Genomic DNA, 15459 nt, shown 5'->3' with positions numbered 1-15459 from the left:
CAACCCAGTAGTCACGGTGCAGGACAGGGTGATTCGAGATGAGCGCAGAACCTTCGATCCGGATCGAGAAGGGTTGTCCGGACGATGCCGAACTGGCAGCCCTGCTGGCGGTGGTGGCGGGCCGAGCCGCGGCCCGCACCGAGCCGCACGAGCCGGCGCCGGTGCGCTGGATCCATCCGGAGCGGCGGATCGCGGCGGTGGCGCGGCACAGCTGGATGGTGGCCTGAGCGGACGTCACCGGTGCGTCAGGCACCCAGCGATCGCACGGCCCCGTCAACGATCTCCCGCAGGGCGGTCACATCGTCGGCGACCCGCCCGAGTTCCCATAGTCCCTGGATCATCGCGAACAGAGAGCGGGCCATCGGCTCGACGGCGCGACGACCGGGGATCTCGCCGCGCGCGCCGGCGCGTTCGAGTGCCTGCGCCAACCGCTGCTGGACGTCCCGGTGTTGCCCGAGAATGATTTCTTCGACCGCGTCGTCGCCGGGCAGCAGTTCCAGCGCGCTGTTGGCGAGCAGGCACCCCCGGCCCATCACCGCCTCCCGGGCCTGACGGTCCAGATAGGCCCGGATGCCGGCCAGCGGTGAGACCGCGTCGCCGAGATCGGCATCGACCAGGACCAGCCGCTGCTGCGCGTACCGCCGCAGCACACTCACGAACAACGAGTGCTTGTCGCCGAAGGCGCCGTACAGACTGCCCTTGTGCAGGCCGGTCGCGCCGAGGAGATCGGACATCGTGGTGGCGTGGTAGCCCCGCTCGTGGAAGCACCGGGTCACGGCTTCGAGCACCAACTCCCCGTCGAACTGCCGTGGGCGACCCATCTGCGTATCGGACACATACATAATCTACGACCAGCCGATCGGGACACGCAGCGAGTCCGGCCGGCGGTCGCCGGCCGGACGTTGCCCGCCTATCCGTGGTGGCGGCGATTCACAGATCGCCGATGGCGGGAATGACCTTGTCGATGAACAGGCGCAGGCTGCGCTCGGCCACCACGCCGGACACCCCGTCGAAGTCGACCTGCCCGATCAGCCCGTCGACCGCACTGGCCTCCTGTAATACGCGGATCTGGTCGGCGACCCGCTCCGGCGAGCCGAACAAACCGCTGCCGCTCTCCCGCCGCTGGGTCGCGGTCCGGCTGCGCAGCATGGAACCCATATCAGTGTGGGTCGGGTAGTCCGCGGACCGGTGCCCGCTCCACGATTCGGCGGCGACCCAGATGTCGAGATGCTTGTCGAACAGCGCGTCACCGACCCGGAAGGCTTCCGCGTCGGTCTCCGCGACGAACACCGGCAGGCTGATGACGATCTTGGAGGTTTCCGGATAGCCCGACTCGGCGTAGGCCTTGCGTAGACGTTTGTTGGATTCGGCGTAGAAATCCAGATCCTTGGACAGGGCGAGGCGAGCAGGCCGTAACCGTTCTGGCCGGCATGAGAGAAACTGTCGAGATCCCTCGACCGTCTCCAGATCGTTGCGGTGCACGGTGATCTCGTGCAGCACCCGGCGCAACCAGAACTCGGCGCGAGGCCGGGCCCCCCACGTCCACACGGGCGTGTCCGGGTCGGCCCGCCGCAACACCGGTAGCACGCCGGCCGCCGATGCCGCGAACCAGCCGGCGTAATCCCTTGGATCACCGGGCAATTCGAGCAGTTCGGCGGGCAGGGCGACGCGCTCCCGGGTGCGGGTGGCCAGCACGTGGGTGACCCAGCGCAGAAAGTGACCGGTATGCACCACCAGCTCGGCGACCGACCATTCCGGGCAACTCGGAATCCGCGCCGCCGGGTCCGATCTCGTTGCGGCCGCGGCCATCAGCGCCATTTCGGCCTCGATGGTGTCGAGGTACCGCTCATGCGTCCATTCCATCTCGATGATCCTCGCATGCCTTCCGGGCTTGGGCCACAACGAAATTCGGATCGTGCGCGCCGCGGGTGCGGCGGTGTGGCCGGATTGACTTCTGGACCGATCGGTCATAATATAGCCCGAGTATCGTACGCGGCCCGCGCGGCGAAAGTCGCACGGCCATTCGACAATTGGGGACCGTCGATGCGCAGAGTGCTACTTCTCACGATCGGCTCGTTCACACTGGGGCTCGACGCGTTCGTCGTGGCCGGAATCCTGCCGGTCATCGGCGCGGACCTGCATCTGTCGGTGGCCACCGTCGGCCAGATGGTCACGGTGTTCACGCTCTCCTATGCCCTGCTGTCCCCGCTGTTCGCCACCGTGGCGGCCGGCCGGTCGGTGCGGGGAATCCTGTTGCTCGCGCTGGCCGTCTTCACCCTCGGCAACGTCCTCACCGCACTGTCCTCGACGCTGTGGGTACTGCTGCTCGCGCGAGCGCTGGCCGGCATGGGCGCGGGCCTCTACGCGCCCATGTCCGCCACTGCCGCAGTCGGATTGCTGTCGCCGGAGCGCCGCGGCCGCGCCCTGGCGATGATCACCGGCGGCATGTCGAGCGGTGTCGTGGTCGGCGTACCGCTGGGGCTGGTGCTGTCGGCGCACACCAGTTGGCGATGGACCATCTGGCTCGTCGTGGCGCTCACCCTCGTCGCCGCCATCGGCATCGCGGCCTTGCTGCCCGGCCTGCGGATCACCGCCTCCGCGCCGTCGCTGCGCGCCCGCGCGGCCGTACTCGCCGACCGCCGGGTACTCGCGGTCGCGGGCATCATGATCTGCGCGTCCAGCACCAGCGTGGGCATGTACACCTATCTCTCGGTGCTGCTGGGTCACACCCTGCATCCGGGCAGTCTCGGCCCGTACCTGTGGACCTGGGGAGTGGGCGGACTGGTCGGCAGCCTCGCGGTCGGCTATGTCATCGATCGGTGGGCGGACACCAGAGCGCTGGTCAGCGTCATCAACGGCACGCTCGGCATCGCCCTGCTGATCCTGCCACTGGCCGCGCACTCGGTCCTCGCCCTACTGCCCGTACTGCTGGTGTGGGGCGCCGCCGGCTGGGGATCCCTTGCCCCGCAACAACATCGCATGCTCGCTATCCGGCCGGAGGACGGCGCGGTGGCGGTCTCGCTGAACTCGTCGGCGATGTATCTGGGCAATGCCATCGGTTCCGGTGTCGGCGGTACACTCCTCGGCGCCGGGCTGCCGATCATGGTGCTGCCCCTCGTCCTCGGCGCGGTCGCAGCTCTGTCGGCCGTGGTCAACCTGCTCGTCACCCCGCCCGCCCGCAGTTCGGCCGCGATATCCCGACCGGTGTCCATCCCGCCCCCGCCTGCCGAATCCCGGCAACCACCATCCCGCACCGCCCGGTGACCTCCGCCGGCCGGACCGGTCCCGTGGTGCGGCAACCTCCCCGTGCGATGGGGCGTCCGGCGGACGGTGCTGCGGCTGGGGGAAGCCGCCGCCATCGCGAGCGGCTCCGCCCACGAGCGGGCCAATTTCCAGCGCGATGAGCGGGTCCGTCCCGGTCGGCCGCGCTGACCGTCACCGAAAACCCCACCACCACAACGCAAATCACATCACCACCGGCCGGTACACCCGGCGATCATTGGGCGCACCCGGACGGGCCGTTCTTCACCTGCGTCGATCGACAGACCTCGTTCGGCACCGCGGTGGGCAACGCCGAAACGACCGACGCCTATACGTTGTGGCGGGACTGCGACAAGGTGACCTGGGCGACCGTCGAGGGCGACACCGCGTTCACCGTCGAGTCGACACAGTGTCAGCCACGAATTCGCCGCTGCGACTTCACCATCACGTTCGCTCCACTCCGAATCGATAGCTATCAAGCCACTTTCGTGGCGCCGACCGAGAGCGGCAAGCGCAACCGGCCGGACCACGCGCCGGCCGGCCATGCCGGGTTGCCCGTCACACCGGGACGAGTTCGCTCGTGCAGAAGGCGCAGCGGCGGGCTTCGGCCGGGACGGTGCTGAGGCATTCCGGGCAGTCCCGCTTCGGGGCGATGGGGTCGGGGTTCGGCGAGAAGCGGGCGGTCAGGGCGTTGACCGGGAGAACCACGAAGAAGTACACGATGGCGGCGACCAGGAAGAACGTCACGATCGCAGTGAAGAACGCACCCACGGGGAAGACGACCTTCCCGACCGCGAACCCCTGATCGCTGAAGTCTCCGGTCGCTCCGGCCGCCAAGCCCACCAGTGGCGTCAGAAAGGCGCGGACGAAACCGTTCACCACCGCGGTGAACGCCGCGCCCACCACGATTCCGATGGCCAGGTCGACCACGTTGCCCCGCAGCAGGAACGTGCGAAAGCCCTTCATATACCTCTCCTTCATCGGTTCTCTCCCGCGCCCGCCAGGCCGAATGCGGACGTGGTCCCACTCCGAGTGCCGCCCACGGCGCAGCCGTGCGAATCCGCCGGACCGCCGCCTCGGCACCGGCACTCACCACAGCAACGCCATGCTCGAGTCCTTCGGGGTGGGTTGTACGGCAGCATCGGCGCTGTCCGCGCTGGTAGACCCCACCACAACTGCCGTCCGGCGAGCGGGTGCGGGCCACCAGAGCAATCTTGGGGCGCGCGGCCGTCCGTGTAAAGAGCACGCCGGAATCGGACCGAACGGAACGGGCTAGCTGTCGTGGGTCGATTCGGCTGTCGGCCAGGACGAGGACTGCTTCGCGGTGTTCTCGACAGGTGTGAGGAATCTGCCGCCGGGGCGGTCGGTGCGATATACCTCGACATTCGAGCCGTACATGCCGGTGACCTCGCGGAGTCGGTGCCGCACGACCGCGAGCGGGCCCTGTTTGGAGTCGACCTGGACCTCGCCGGAGGTCACCTCCGCCACCACCCCGGAATGCGTGATGGTGGCGTCGTCGTTCCGGTAGACCACCACGTCACCCGGACGAGCGGTGATGGGATCGGAGATTCGTCGGAAACCGTTGTCGGAGAGGATGCCGTCGACCCGCCTACCGGTCAGCCATCCGGCTCCACCGTTGCGGCTGAAGGTGTACCCATGGCAGTTGAAGTGCGGATTGATCGGCGTGCGCGGCTCGAGCCGATCGAGCCGGACGCCGTTGTCGATGTTCATCCGGAACAGTTCGGTCAGGCCGTCCCGGCTGCGAAACAGTCCGGAATGGAAAGGCGGCGGGGCGCCGGCCGTCCATTCCTCCCAGCTTCGCGGTGAGACCACCGTGCCCGCATCGGTGCTGTGGGTGCGCAGGGTGATGGGATCGGTGTCCCATCCGGTCTCCGCGATCCGATCGGCCACGTCGTCCGATATCGGCCGGTTGCCGGGGGCGAATACGTGACCGGCATCGCCCGAGACCGGCGGCGATTGCCCGTCCCCGGTGGTGATCGTCGTTTCCCGGCGCCGCAGGATGTCCGTATTCTCGGTGACGGTATCGCCGAACCGCCGCCATCGGCCGGCCAGGGTTCGGCTCGCATTCGACAAGGTCTCGGACAGCGAATGCGCGACATCAGCGACCTTCCGGCTCGCACTTCCGAACAACTGACCTCTCTCGCCGGGCCGCCCGTGACGCGACCCGGGTGCCGAGAACACGTGCGGCGGTGGCGATCACATTCGGCGACAGCTGTCGGGGGAACCTACCAGACGGTTCGGCGAGGACCCGGGGGCGCAACCGTCTACCGTGCCCGGACGGAGGTGTTCTGGCCCGCGGCCAGCCACCAGCGGCCGTCGCGCTCCACCAGCACATACATCGCCATTTCCGAGAAACCCTCCGGGTCGATCGCCTGTCGGCGGATCTGGGTGATCAGGATGCCGGGTGCGGGGTGGCGGGCGGAGACCACCTCGAAGCGCGACGGCGGGGCGGCGTGTTCGGTGTGCAGGCGGCGGTGGATGGCGTTGAGGGTGGGATAGCCGTCGACGGTGGCGCCGTAGGGGCTGCCCCAGAGGATGTCCTCGGCGAAGGCGGCATCGTAGACGTCGGCACTGTTCTCTTGCATCGCCTTCCCGAGGCCCGCGGCGAATTCCTCGGCGGCGGCTCGGGCGGCGGCGTCGGTGTCGGTCGCGTGCAGGGTGGGTCTGATGTCCATGGTCGGCTCCTGTTCGTGGTGTTTGCCCGAACATAGGACCTGAACCATGGTCGAGGTCAATGCCGTGGGCGGCGAAGTGCGCGCGACCGCACATATCCGGCGGCGAATCATGCTGGGAGACAGTCTCGTCGGAGGGAAGACTGTCGGCGGCGGTGCCGAGACGATAGGTTGGGGAGCCAGTGGGAAGGTGCCGAATCGAGGAGTAAGCCGGGTGTTGCGACGGGCCGCGGTGGTGGTGGCGAGTGTGGTGACCGCCGTGGGAGTTACACAGGGTGGTGCGGCGGCGGATCCGCTGGGGTGGCTGCCCGCGCCGGTGAACGCTTGCGGGGAGGCCGGATTGGATCCGGTGGCGCGGAAGGCGGATCCGAAGATTCCGGTGCCGCCGGCGCCCCCGGCCGAGCCGGTGACTCCGACGGTGCAGGTGCCGGTTCCGAAGGTGGTGCCGTTCTATACGCCGAAACAGCCTGACAAGACCCGGATTTCGGCCGCGCCGCTGCCCGCCGACCCGTGCGAGAATCCGTGTCCGGAACTGACGGGCGGGGTGGCGCGTACGGACATTCCGATTCCGCCGGGAACACCGGTGTGGCCGCAGGATTCGTTGCCGCCGGGGTCCGCGGAGACGGCGCCGACACCGCAGGCCGCGCCCGCCCCCGCGCCGGCCCCGCCGGGCGAGGTGCCACGGGTGCGGATCGTGGAGGATCCGGAGACCATTCCGGTGCCGCTGTCGCTGCTGGGACCGGATGTGACCGGACCACGGCCGGGGCCGGAGCCCCCGGTGGTGCATCCGCCGGTGCAGCCCGCGCCGGTGAGCCGGCCGGTACCGGCGCCACGGGTGCACGACGTGTTCCCGGTGACACAGTTGACCGGGCCCGGATCGCAGAATCGGACCGACAGCCGCTGGCAGGTGAACGACACCGATCTGGGGATCATGTGGGAGACGCGCCCGGGGCAGGTCGCCGTCGTGTTCGGGGACACCTTCGGGCAGGGATTCGTCGACGGCGGGCCCAGCGGAACCGATTGGCGCAGCAACGTTCTCGCGTTCAGCTCGGATCACGATCTCGCGCACGGAATGTCGTTCGACAGCATGGTGTCGGATCGGAACTGCCACGCGGCCGAGGTGCTCGGCAGCTACAAGGTGAACAACTTCGAGATGACCGTGATCCCCACCTCCGGATTCGCGCTGGGTGATCGGCAGTACCTGAGCTACATGTCGGTGGTCCGGTGGTCGAAGACGCCGGGGAAATGGTGGACCGCGTACGGCGGGCTGGCCTACTCCGACGACGGCGGGCAGACCTGGGACCAGGACGCGTATGCGCGGTGGGACAACATCTTCGGGCAGGGCCAGTTCCAGGTGACGGCGATGGTGCCGCACGACGGATACGTCTACATGTTCGGAACTCCCAACGGGCGGTTCGGTTCCCTCGCGGTGGCGCGGGTGGCGCAGGACGACGTGCTGAACAAGTCCGCCTATCAGTACTGGGTGGACGGATTCTGGCGGCCCACCTGGCAACCCGCCGCGCCGGGCGGGCAGGGTATCGAATTGTCCGCCAGCCCGGTGCTTTCCGGAGTGGCGGGCGAGGTCTCGGTGCGGTTCGACGCCGCCGCGGGGCAGTGGGAGATGACCTGTCTGGACGTGTCGCGGAACGTCATCGTGCTGCGCCGGTCGGCGACGCCGCAGGGTCTGTGGTCCGATCCGGCGACCCTGCTGAACACGGCCGACTATCCGGCGGGCTACGGCGGGTTCATCCATCCGTGGTCGACGGAGCACGAGCTGTACTTCACCGTCTCGGAGTGGGGACACTACAACGTGTATCTGCTGCACGCCGGAATCGACTGAGCCGCTACGGGCCGAGGTGGCGGACGATGGTGCGGAACTCCTCGAAGGCCGCGGCCCCGTCGCCCCGGGTGATCGCGGTGACGAACAGGCCGCGCGCCGCCCAGACCAGGGCCTGTGCCCGCGCCCGCGCCTCCTCCGGCGCCATGCCCATCCGCTCGCCGAGCGTGGCGACCAGGGTGATCCAGTCCTCCAGCGAGTCGAGGAATTCGCCGTAGGTCGCCGGGTCCTGCACGGCCAGGCCGAGCACGTAGAAGAACGCGGCGATGCGCGGGCGATGGGCCGGGTCCAGGTAGAGCCGTTCCAGCAGCAGCAGGGCCTCGTCGTAGTCACCCCGGTCGGCCAGCGCGCGCAGGGTGCGCTGTTCCTGGCGGCGCAATTCGCTCAGCAGCGCGGCGAGAAAGCCGTCTCGGGAACCGAAGTGGTGGATCAGCATGCGGTGGCTGGTGCCGAGGTGCTCGGCCAGTTTGCGCAGCGACAGGTCGCTGAGCCGGCCGCGCCCGGCCAGCAGTTGCTCGCCCCGGCGCAGCAGCCGCGCGCGGGGGGTGTCCGCGCTCATCGCCGGGTGGTCAGGCGCCGCCGAGCCAGGTGCCGGCGGCGACGACCAGGGTTTCGATCCCGGTGCTGAGCGTCGGCTCGAGGACGGGTGCGAAATTCGGCGAGTGGTTGGCGGGCAGGGTGTCGAACCGGCCGTTCTGGAGTGCGGTCATGACCGTTTCGGTGTCCAGCCCGCCCCAGAACCAGAACACCGTGGGCACCTTCGCGGCCTCGCCGAACACGCCGACGTCCTCGCTGGCGGTGATCAGCGGCAGCGGCAGCAGTCGTTCGGCGCCGAAGTGCGCGGTGAAGGCGGCCACGGTCTTCGCGGTGGCATCCGGATCGCTGACCAGGACCGGCGCGGCATTGGTCCACGCCAGTTCCGGGGCGGCCGGCGCGGCGCTGGCCTCGGATTCGGCGCGGACGATGCGTTCCACCGAGCCGCGGACCAGGGTGCGGATCTGCGGCGAATAGGTGCGGATGTTGATCCCGAGTTCGGCGGTGTCGGGGATGACGTTGTCCTTGGTGCCGGCCTGCAACCGGCCGACGGTGACCACGGCCGTCTCGGCGGGCGACACCTCGCGGTCGACGATACCCTGCAAGCGGGTCACCACATTGGCGGCCATCAGCACCGGATCCACGCCCGCCTCGGGCCGGGAGCCGTGGCCGCCGCGGCCGTGCAGCACCACGTTCAGGGTGTCCGAGGCCGCCATGATCGAGCCGCTGGCATGCCCGATCATGCCCGCGGGCAGCGGGCCCACGTGCTGGCCCAGCACGATCGCGGGGGTGGGGAAACGATCGAACAGCCCGTCGCCCACCATGTCCCGGGCGCCGCGCGCGAGTTCCTCGGCGGGCTGGAAGACCAGCAGCAGCGTGCCGGTCCAGACCGGCCGCTGCGCCGCCAGCACCGCGGCCGCGCCGAGCAGGCAGGTGGTGTGCATGTCGTGCCCGCAGGCGTGCATGACCGGCACCTCGTGACCCTGGTCGTCGGTGTCGCGCACGGTGCTCGCGTACGGCAGGCCGGTCTGCTCCCCGACGGGCAGGGCGTCGATGTCGGCACGCAGCATCACCACCGGACCGTCGCCATTGCGCAGCACGCCGACCACGCCGGTGCCGCCGACCTGCTCGGTCACCTCGTAGCCGTGCGCGCGCAGTTCCGCGGCGACCCGGCCGGCGGTGCGGTGTTCCCGCAGCGACAGTTCCGGATGCCGATGCAGGTCGCGATAGAAGTCCGCGAGCCGGGCACTCACCTCGCCGACCCCGTCCAGCGTGATCTCCGGCATGGGCGATTCCTCCCTCTCGGCGGCCTTGGCGTACCAATGGTACATATCGCGTGGCCGGAAGCAATGCCGTCGCGGCGACCCGGATGCCAGGATGGGACGGACCCGGGACGGACCGGCCAAGAAGGGGGAACATGATGGCGACACCCTCGGATCCGGCCGGCGACCGCCCGGCCACCAGCCACGAGCGCAGGTCCGGCCGTCCCTGGGACGATTCCTATCGCGACGGCCCCGCGCCGTGGGACATCGGCGGACCGCAACCGGCGGTGGCGCGGACCGCGGCCGCGGGCGGTTTCACCGGATCGGTGCTCGACGTGGGCTGCGGCACCGGTGAGAACGCGCTGCACATCGCGGCCACCGGCGTGCCGGTGCTGGGGGTGGATGTCGCGGAGACCGCGCTGGCACTGGCTCGCGAGAAGGCCGCCGCGCGCGGCCTGTCCGCCGAATTCGCGGTCGCCGACGCACTACACCTGGATCGGCTGCGGCGCGGTTTCGACACGGCCCTGGACAGCGGCCTGTTCCACAGCTTCGACGCCGCCGAGCGAACGGCCTACCTGGCGAGCCTGGCGACGGTCGTCGTGCCCGGCGGAACCCTCCATCTGTTGTGCCTCAGCGATACCGGCCCGGACATCGGACCGCATCCGGTGCGCCTGGACGAGCTCGCGGCGGCCTTCTCCCCCGGCACCGGCTGGGAGATCGCCACGGTGGCAACGGATCTGATCCTCACGAACTTCCTCGAGCACGGCGCCTCGGCCTGGTTCGCGACGATCACCCGGGTGTAGCGGCACGCAGCGTCGGCAACTGCCGCGTCGGCGGTGTCCCGGAGTGACGGACGTGTTCGTCGACGGCGATCTCCATCGCCCGCAGCATCCGTGTGGACAGGCCGCGGACGCCCGCCGCCCGCATGCGCCGATATGACTCGGCCGCACCGACTTTCACGAGATCGTCCAGGGAATGCACGTCCGCCCCGGCGAGCCACCGCGCGGCGTACCGGCCCAGTCGGTACCCGCCGCCGTCGAACACCCGCACGCGCAGGTGCGCCCGCCCGGACACCACCTCGGCGCGGCCCCACACGGCCCACCGCAGTTCGGCGGGATCGGCCGGGGCGCAACCGGTGTCGAGCACCTGGCGGCGGGCCGTCCCGGCGATGCCGAGCATCTCGTGGAAGCGGTGGAAGATCTGGATCTCCCCCGGATGGCTGCCGTCCCACGGGCCCAGGTAGACGTGGTCGGAACCGAACCGGCGCGGGTCCAGCCGCGCCGCGCCCAGCGCCCAGTCCCGGCACTCGGCGGGCGTGCGCGGGGTGAGGACGATCGTGCCGCCGAGCCGTTCCACCGTGCCCCGCTCCGGTTCCCAGACCGGCGTGTACTCGCCGTGTTCCAGCCCGAAGGTGCGCCAGCGCACCGTACCGTCGGGGCGGGTGCGCAGCGGCAGTTCCCGCAGCAGCGCGGCGGCCCGGTGCCGGTCGAAGGCGGTGCACCAGCCGGGTACCAGCACGATCGGGTCCGCCGGGTCGGCGTCGAACGGCGTCGGCACCAGGAAGGGCCGGTCGAGGACCACGAGGCTGCCCGGTCGCGCCTGATACGACAGGCCCCACAGCAGGTGGGCCAGCAGCCGGGCGCCGTGCTGATCCGAGACCACGTGCCAGGTCTCATGGAAACGATTGGTGCTGAACCGGGCTCGGGTACCGGGACGCAGCGAGATCACGGTGTGGGCCCGTCCGCCCAACCGCAGCGATCGCCGATGCAGCTTCATCCCGTCGCCGGCCGTGCGGGCCGCGGTGGGGCGCTGCGTCTTTCCGTGCGTGGTCTTTGCGTGCATACCGGTCATCACTCACCATGACGCCACAACCGCGGCCGCGGATCAACCGATTTTCCGGTGGCACAGCCGAATTGGAATTGCCCTGAGCGCAACCGGTGCCGCCGGTCGTGCGCATCGCTAACGTCTACGGCCGGACATCGTCGCAGAGGAGTGCCCGTGACCGCCGAGACCTTCGACCTCGAGGCCGCCGAACTCGGCGCCGCCGCGCACCCGCTGGACGATCCGGTGCGGGAATCGCTGCGCGGCGAGCACCGCCGGTTCGCGCAGTGGGTGGGCCGCATCGGCCGCTACGACCCCGAGGTCGCGCGGTTCGTCGGCCATCCGCCGCAGTTGGACAACCAGGACTGGGCCGATCTGGCCACGCTGCTCGGACCGGGCGGCGGCACCGGGCTGCGCGGCTACGGGCATGTGCCGCCACCGGGATGGGAGGTGTTGCGTGAGATCGATTCCGTGCAGATGGACGGCAGCGCGCTGCGGGTGGCCCCCGATCCGGAGGTGATCGCGCTGACCACGGCCGACGTACCGGAGATCCTCGACCTCATCGCCCGCACCGAACCCGGCCCGTTCACACCGCGCACCCTCGAGATGGGCAGCTACCTGGGCCTGCGGGTGGACGGCCGGCTGGTCGCGATGGCCGGGGAACGGCTGCGGCCGCGCGGCTGGACCGAGATCAGCGCCGTCTGCACCGACGCCGAATTCCGCGGCCGGGGCCTGGCCGGCCGGCTGGTGCGCACGGTCGGCGCGGTGATCCGCGAGCGCGGCGACACCCCGTTCCTGCACGCCGTGGCCCACAACACCACGGCCATCAGCCTCTACCGGACACTCGGATTCACTCTGCGGAAGCGCTCGAAGCTGACCTTCGTACAGGCTCCGGACCCTCGATCCGATAACCGTCGAACAGCGGTCCCCCGAACAACTCCAGCACCTCACTGACCACCGCGACCATCGGCTCCGCCGACCCTTGCGCCACCGAACGCGTTGCGCGGGCGAGGGTCTCGGCGTAGTCGGTGCCCGCCGCCAGATCGTGCGCGACCGCCTCCCGGTGCAGCCACTTGCCCCCGCCACGCCAGTGGCCGTTGCCGGCCAGCAGCAATTCCGCAGTGCCACGCCACAGTTCGGCGGCGATCAGCAGATCCTCGTGTTCGGGTGCGCCGCCGATCAGGTCGTCGAGCAGATCGGTGACCCGGTACCGCATCTCGTCCAGCTCCTCGGCGCTCACCGGATCGGGACCGGCGCCGATCGCCGCCACGCAGGCGGCCTGCAACCGGGCGCCGCTGCCGTCGCGGTCGACGAGAATCGTTGTGTCACCGATCAATCGCAGCGTGGTGGGTTTGCCGCGCCGGCGCTCGTCGGCGCAGAACCACCGGATCGACTCCTCGGTCTGCACGAACAGTTCGACCGGCCAGCCGCCGTAGCTCAACGACTCCCGATAGGGCGCGGGCGTACCGGCCAGTAGCACCGTGATGTCCAGGTCGGACGTCACCGTACCGGTGCCGGCCGCCGCACTGCCGCCCAGCCAGGCCGCCCTCGCCTCCGGGAATCGGTGGGAGACAAGCCGATACGCGATCTTCCGGACATCGAGTTCCACGCCCGTGATGGTGCCATGCGGTCGGGGCCCGCCGACAACCGGCCGTCACCACCAGCCGAGAATCGGCTTCAGCTGCCGGTCCAGCTCCGGCGCCAGCGTGCGCGCGTAGGTGGCGGTCAGGTGATGCTCGTCGTGATAGACGAGGACGTTCCCGGCGATCGCGGGACAGACCTCGGGCGTGCACACCGCATTCGTGAGGTCGATCGGGAAGACCGTGGGAAACCGGGAAGCGGGCTCCAGGGCGGGGTTGACCGGGTCCAGCGCGTCGGCGCGGCGGATGCCGCAGTCGTCACCGCCACCGCCGCGGGCCAGGCAGTCGACGGCCTTGTAGCGCACCCCGTTGCGCCGCAACCACGGCGTGTCCCGCACGGCGACCACGTCCAGGCCGCGATCCGCCAGGGCCGACCACACGTCCAGATAGTCCTGCGGAGTCTCGTCGCCGGTATCGCCGCGCGGCCGGGTGCCGGTGGTGAACACCCAGTCCGGGCGGTCGGTGCCGAGCCGGTCGATGGCCTCGCGGGACCAGTCCCGGCAGTCCGGATTCGGCTCGCCCTTGTAGCTGACGTCGTCGGAGAGGGTCAGCGGACAACCCATCTTCAGATAGGTGACGATGCGGAACCGATGCTGCGCGGCGAGGATCTGCAACGCCGGCAGCCAGTGTTCGGCATGGGAGCTGCCGACCAGGGCCAGCGTCCGGTCCGCGTCCTTGTCACCGTAGACACAGGTGATGAGGTCGCGGGTGTTCCAGTCGGCGATACATCCGTCCACGGTCGGCGGCGGCACCTCGGCGGGGGCCTCCAGCACCGTCGGACGCATCGGCGCCGGCGCCACCTGGACCCGGGAGACCAGCGCCTCCGCTCCCGGATACGCCATCGGATCCAGCCCGGTGGGCGGATGCGGCGGCGAGATCCAGCCGACGGTGATCTGCCAGGCGCCGGCCACCCCGATCACCGCCACCGCCAGCGCGCCGACCAGGGCCCCGGCCACCCGCGGATAGCGCCGCGGCCGGGCCTCGGCGACCGGCCAGATGTCCGCGACCGACCGATCGTCCGCGGGCGGCCAGGCGGTCAGCACCGCCGCGGCCGAGGGGACCGGGGCGGTCGTGACGGCCGCCCCGGTCCGCAGCGGCTGCTCGATCCAGCGATGGGTCGCCCAGGCCAGCACGGCGGAGGCGGCGAGCACCAGCAGGCCGTCCACCAGGTCCGCGGCCGGGTGGTCACGCTCGGCCAGCACCACGATCAGGATGGGCCAGTGCCACAGGTACAGCGGATAGGCCACGTCACCGAGGCGGCGCATCGGCGCGGCCGCCAGCAGCCGGCTCGGCCACGGCCGCGGGCCCGCGCCGAAACCGGCCACGATCAGCACCATGGTCGCGCCCACCGGCAGCAGCGCGACCGGACCGGGGAAGTGCTGGACACCGTCGGTGACCAGCCAGCCGCAGCCCACCACCCCGGCCAGGCCGAGCACGGCTGCGCCGGCCCGCAGGCCGCGTAGCAGCGGGGCTGGGAAAGCGAGCCCCCGGCCCGCGGTGCGGACGGCGGACCTCCGGCCCGCGGTGCGGACGGCGGACCTCCGGCCCGCGGTGAGCGGCACCAGCGCCAGTCCGGCCCCGGCCAGCAACTCCCAGGCGCGCGCGGCGCTGTCGTAGTAATTCCAGCCCTGATGGGCCGTGCCGCGCCAGGCGTACCAGAACGAGACGGCAGCCGCGGCCGTCACCAGCACCGCCAGCACCGGCCGGACCCGCGGCGCCCGGCAGGCCCACACCACCGCCGCCACGACCAGCAGCGCGGCCAGATAGAACTGGCCCTGCACCGACATCGACCAGAGATGCTGCAACGGGCTGACCGAGGGGTCGGCGGCCAGATAGTCCGACCAGGTCCAGGCCAGCCGCCAGTTCTGGTAGTAGAACAGCGACGCCAGGGTCTGACCGGCGATATCCGACCACTGCGTGTACGGCCGCAGCAGGACCGTCGCCACCAGCACCGCCGCGAGCACCACGACCAGCGCCGGCACCAGCCGTCGCACCGTGCGCCGCACCACCGGCAGTACCGCGACGGCCCCGCTCCGGTCGGCCTGCCGCAGCAGCAGGCCGGTGAAGAAGTACCCGGACAGCACCAGGAACACGTCGACGCCGCCGGACACCCGGCGCAACCAGATGTGGAACACCACCACCAGGGCGATCGCCAGCCCACGCAGCCCGTCGAGGTCGCCGCGACGGGCGTCCGGAGCAGCCGGGCCCGGCGTGGTCGACGCCGCCTTCCGCTTCGCGATCGCCAGGGGATTGTTCACACGCGCACTCCTGATATGTCCTCTACACCCGATCCCGGGATACCCACGCCGATCGAGGTCGATCAACGGCTCCGATAGCCAAAATGCCGCAAGCCTCGGCTGCGAGGCAAATCACCATCGGCGTCCGCCACCGCCACCGTGCCGCCGAAAACC

At 70.4% G+C, this 15459-nt stretch carries 15 protein-coding genes; 5 read left to right on the top strand and 10 right to left on the bottom strand.

What is annotated here, in order from left to right; all coding sequences use genetic code 11:
- The first annotated feature begins 38 nt into the window (after nt 1-38).
- Complete coding sequence (locus tag LBW94_RS35130) at nt 39-227, top strand: acyl-CoA carboxylase epsilon subunit (protein WP_225062060.1); 189 nt, start codon at nt 39-41, stop codon at nt 225-227.
- Nucleotides 228-245: 18 nt separating this feature from the next.
- Here the strand turns inward: LBW94_RS35130 and LBW94_RS35125 are convergent, their stop codons facing one another.
- On the bottom strand, nt 246-836 hold the full coding sequence (locus LBW94_RS35125; protein ID WP_225062061.1) for a TetR/AcrR family transcriptional regulator: 591 nt from the start codon (nt 834-836) through the stop codon (nt 246-248).
- Nucleotides 837-930: 94 nt separating this feature from the next.
- Nucleotides 931-1863, bottom strand: coding sequence for an LLM class flavin-dependent oxidoreductase (locus LBW94_RS35120; RefSeq protein WP_225062062.1), 933 nt, complete (start codon nt 1861-1863; stop codon nt 931-933).
- Between the two features lie 180 nt (nt 1864-2043).
- On the opposite strand from LBW94_RS35120, the gene LBW94_RS35115 reads away from it, so the two are divergent.
- Nucleotides 2044-3264: an MFS transporter gene (locus tag LBW94_RS35115; protein WP_225062063.1), complete on the top strand. Its 1221-nt coding sequence runs from the start codon at nt 2044-2046 to the stop codon at nt 3262-3264.
- 555 nt (nt 3265-3819) lie between these two features.
- On the opposite strand, the gene mscL is transcribed toward LBW94_RS35115, so the two are convergent.
- From mscL to LBW94_RS35100, 3 genes are all read right to left on the bottom strand, one after another.
- Nucleotides 3820-4227 (bottom strand): large conductance mechanosensitive channel protein MscL, encoded by a 408-nt coding sequence (gene mscL, locus LBW94_RS35110; RefSeq protein WP_225062064.1) that lies wholly within the window; start codon nt 4225-4227, stop codon nt 3820-3822.
- A 306-nt stretch (nt 4228-4533) separates the two neighbouring features.
- On the bottom strand, nt 4534-5412 hold the full coding sequence (locus LBW94_RS35105; RefSeq protein ID WP_225062065.1) for a hypothetical protein: 879 nt from the start codon (nt 5410-5412) through the stop codon (nt 4534-4536).
- A 134-nt stretch (nt 5413-5546) separates the two neighbouring features.
- Nucleotides 5547-5957 carry a DUF4440 domain-containing protein gene (locus LBW94_RS35100; RefSeq protein WP_225062066.1) on the bottom strand — a complete coding sequence of 137 codons (411 nt, stop codon included), beginning with the start codon at nt 5955-5957 and terminating at the stop codon, nt 5547-5549.
- Nucleotides 5958-6168: 211 nt separating this feature from the next.
- Here LBW94_RS35100 and LBW94_RS35095 point away from each other — a divergent pair, with 211 nt between their 5' ends.
- Complete coding sequence (locus tag LBW94_RS35095; RefSeq protein WP_225062067.1) at nt 6169-7794, top strand: DUF4185 domain-containing protein; 1626 nt, start codon at nt 6169-6171, stop codon at nt 7792-7794.
- 4 nt (nt 7795-7798) lie between these two features.
- Here the strand turns inward: LBW94_RS35095 and LBW94_RS35090 are convergent, their stop codons facing one another.
- Together LBW94_RS35090 and LBW94_RS35085 are read right to left on the bottom strand one after the other, a co-directional pair.
- Complete coding sequence (locus LBW94_RS35090) at nt 7799-8350, bottom strand: TetR/AcrR family transcriptional regulator (RefSeq protein WP_225062068.1); 552 nt, start codon at nt 8348-8350, stop codon at nt 7799-7801.
- A gap of 10 nt (nt 8351-8360) precedes the next feature.
- Nucleotides 8361-9611 (bottom strand): amidohydrolase, encoded by a 1251-nt coding sequence (locus LBW94_RS35085; protein ID WP_225062069.1) that lies wholly within the window; start codon nt 9609-9611, stop codon nt 8361-8363.
- Nucleotides 9612-9742: 131 nt separating this feature from the next.
- On the opposite strand from LBW94_RS35085, the gene LBW94_RS35080 reads away from it, so the two are divergent.
- Nucleotides 9743-10390, top strand: a complete 648-nt coding sequence (locus LBW94_RS35080) for a class I SAM-dependent methyltransferase (RefSeq protein ID WP_225062070.1) — start codon at nt 9743-9745, stop codon at nt 10388-10390.
- Here the strand turns inward: LBW94_RS35080 and LBW94_RS35075 are convergent.
- The gene (locus LBW94_RS35075) at nt 10377-11438 is read right to left on the bottom strand and encodes a TfoX/Sxy family DNA transformation protein (protein ID WP_225062071.1); all 1062 of its coding nucleotides are present in this window, start codon (nt 11436-11438) and stop codon (nt 10377-10379) included. The two genes, LBW94_RS35080 and LBW94_RS35075, sit on opposite strands and share 14 nt — an antisense overlap.
- A 147-nt stretch (nt 11439-11585) precedes the next feature.
- Here LBW94_RS35075 and LBW94_RS35070 point away from each other — a divergent pair, with 147 nt between their 5' ends.
- Nucleotides 11586-12362, top strand: a complete 777-nt coding sequence (locus tag LBW94_RS35070) for a GNAT family N-acetyltransferase (protein ID WP_225062072.1) — start codon at nt 11586-11588, stop codon at nt 12360-12362.
- On the opposite strand, the gene LBW94_RS35065 is transcribed toward LBW94_RS35070, so the two are convergent.
- Together LBW94_RS35065 and LBW94_RS35060 are read right to left on the bottom strand one after the other, a co-directional pair.
- The gene (locus tag LBW94_RS35065; RefSeq protein WP_225062073.1) at nt 12259-13017 is read right to left on the bottom strand and encodes a nucleotidyltransferase domain-containing protein; all 759 of its coding nucleotides are present in this window, start codon (nt 13015-13017) and stop codon (nt 12259-12261) included. The genes LBW94_RS35070 and LBW94_RS35065 overlap by 104 nt on opposite strands.
- A gap of 45 nt (nt 13018-13062) precedes the next feature.
- The gene (locus tag LBW94_RS35060; protein ID WP_225062074.1) at nt 13063-15306 is read right to left on the bottom strand and encodes an acyltransferase family protein; all 2244 of its coding nucleotides are present in this window, start codon (nt 15304-15306) and stop codon (nt 13063-13065) included.
- Between the last annotated feature and the right edge of the window lie 153 nt (nt 15307-15459).

The organism is Nocardia sp. alder85J (assembly GCF_020176955.2).
Taxonomy (GTDB): domain Bacteria; phylum Actinomycetota; class Actinomycetes; order Mycobacteriales; family Mycobacteriaceae; genus Nocardia.
Note: the sequence above shows the minus strand (reverse complement) of the source record. Positions and strands in the feature narration are given on the sequence as shown.

What these genes read in the sequence shown, in the direction of transcription:
- LBW94_RS35130 (WP_225062060.1), top strand. Translation starts at nt 39, where the DNA reads ATGAGCGCAGAACCTTCGATCCGGATCGAGAAGGGTTGTCCGGACGAT.
- LBW94_RS35120 (WP_225062062.1), bottom strand. Translation starts at nt 1,863, where the DNA reads ATGGAATGGACGCATGAGCGGTACCTCGACACCATCGAGGCCGAAATG.
- LBW94_RS35115 (WP_225062063.1), top strand. Translation starts at nt 2,044, where the DNA reads ATGCGCAGAGTGCTACTTCTCACGATCGGCTCGTTCACACTGGGGCTC.
- mscL (WP_225062064.1), bottom strand. Translation starts at nt 4,227, where the DNA reads ATGAAGGGCTTTCGCACGTTCCTGCTGCGGGGCAACGTGGTCGACCTG.
- LBW94_RS35100 (WP_225062066.1), bottom strand. Translation starts at nt 5,957, where the DNA reads ATGGACATCAGACCCACCCTGCACGCGACCGACACCGACGCCGCCGCC.
- LBW94_RS35090 (WP_225062068.1), bottom strand. Translation starts at nt 8,350, where the DNA reads ATGAGCGCGGACACCCCCCGCGCGCGGCTGCTGCGCCGGGGCGAGCAA.
- LBW94_RS35085 (WP_225062069.1), bottom strand. Translation starts at nt 9,611, where the DNA reads ATGCCGGAGATCACGCTGGACGGGGTCGGCGAGGTGAGTGCCCGGCTC.
- LBW94_RS35080 (WP_225062070.1), top strand. Translation starts at nt 9,743, where the DNA reads ATGATGGCGACACCCTCGGATCCGGCCGGCGACCGCCCGGCCACCAGC.
- LBW94_RS35075 (WP_225062071.1), bottom strand. Translation starts at nt 11,438, where the DNA reads ATGACCGGTATGCACGCAAAGACCACGCACGGAAAGACGCAGCGCCCC.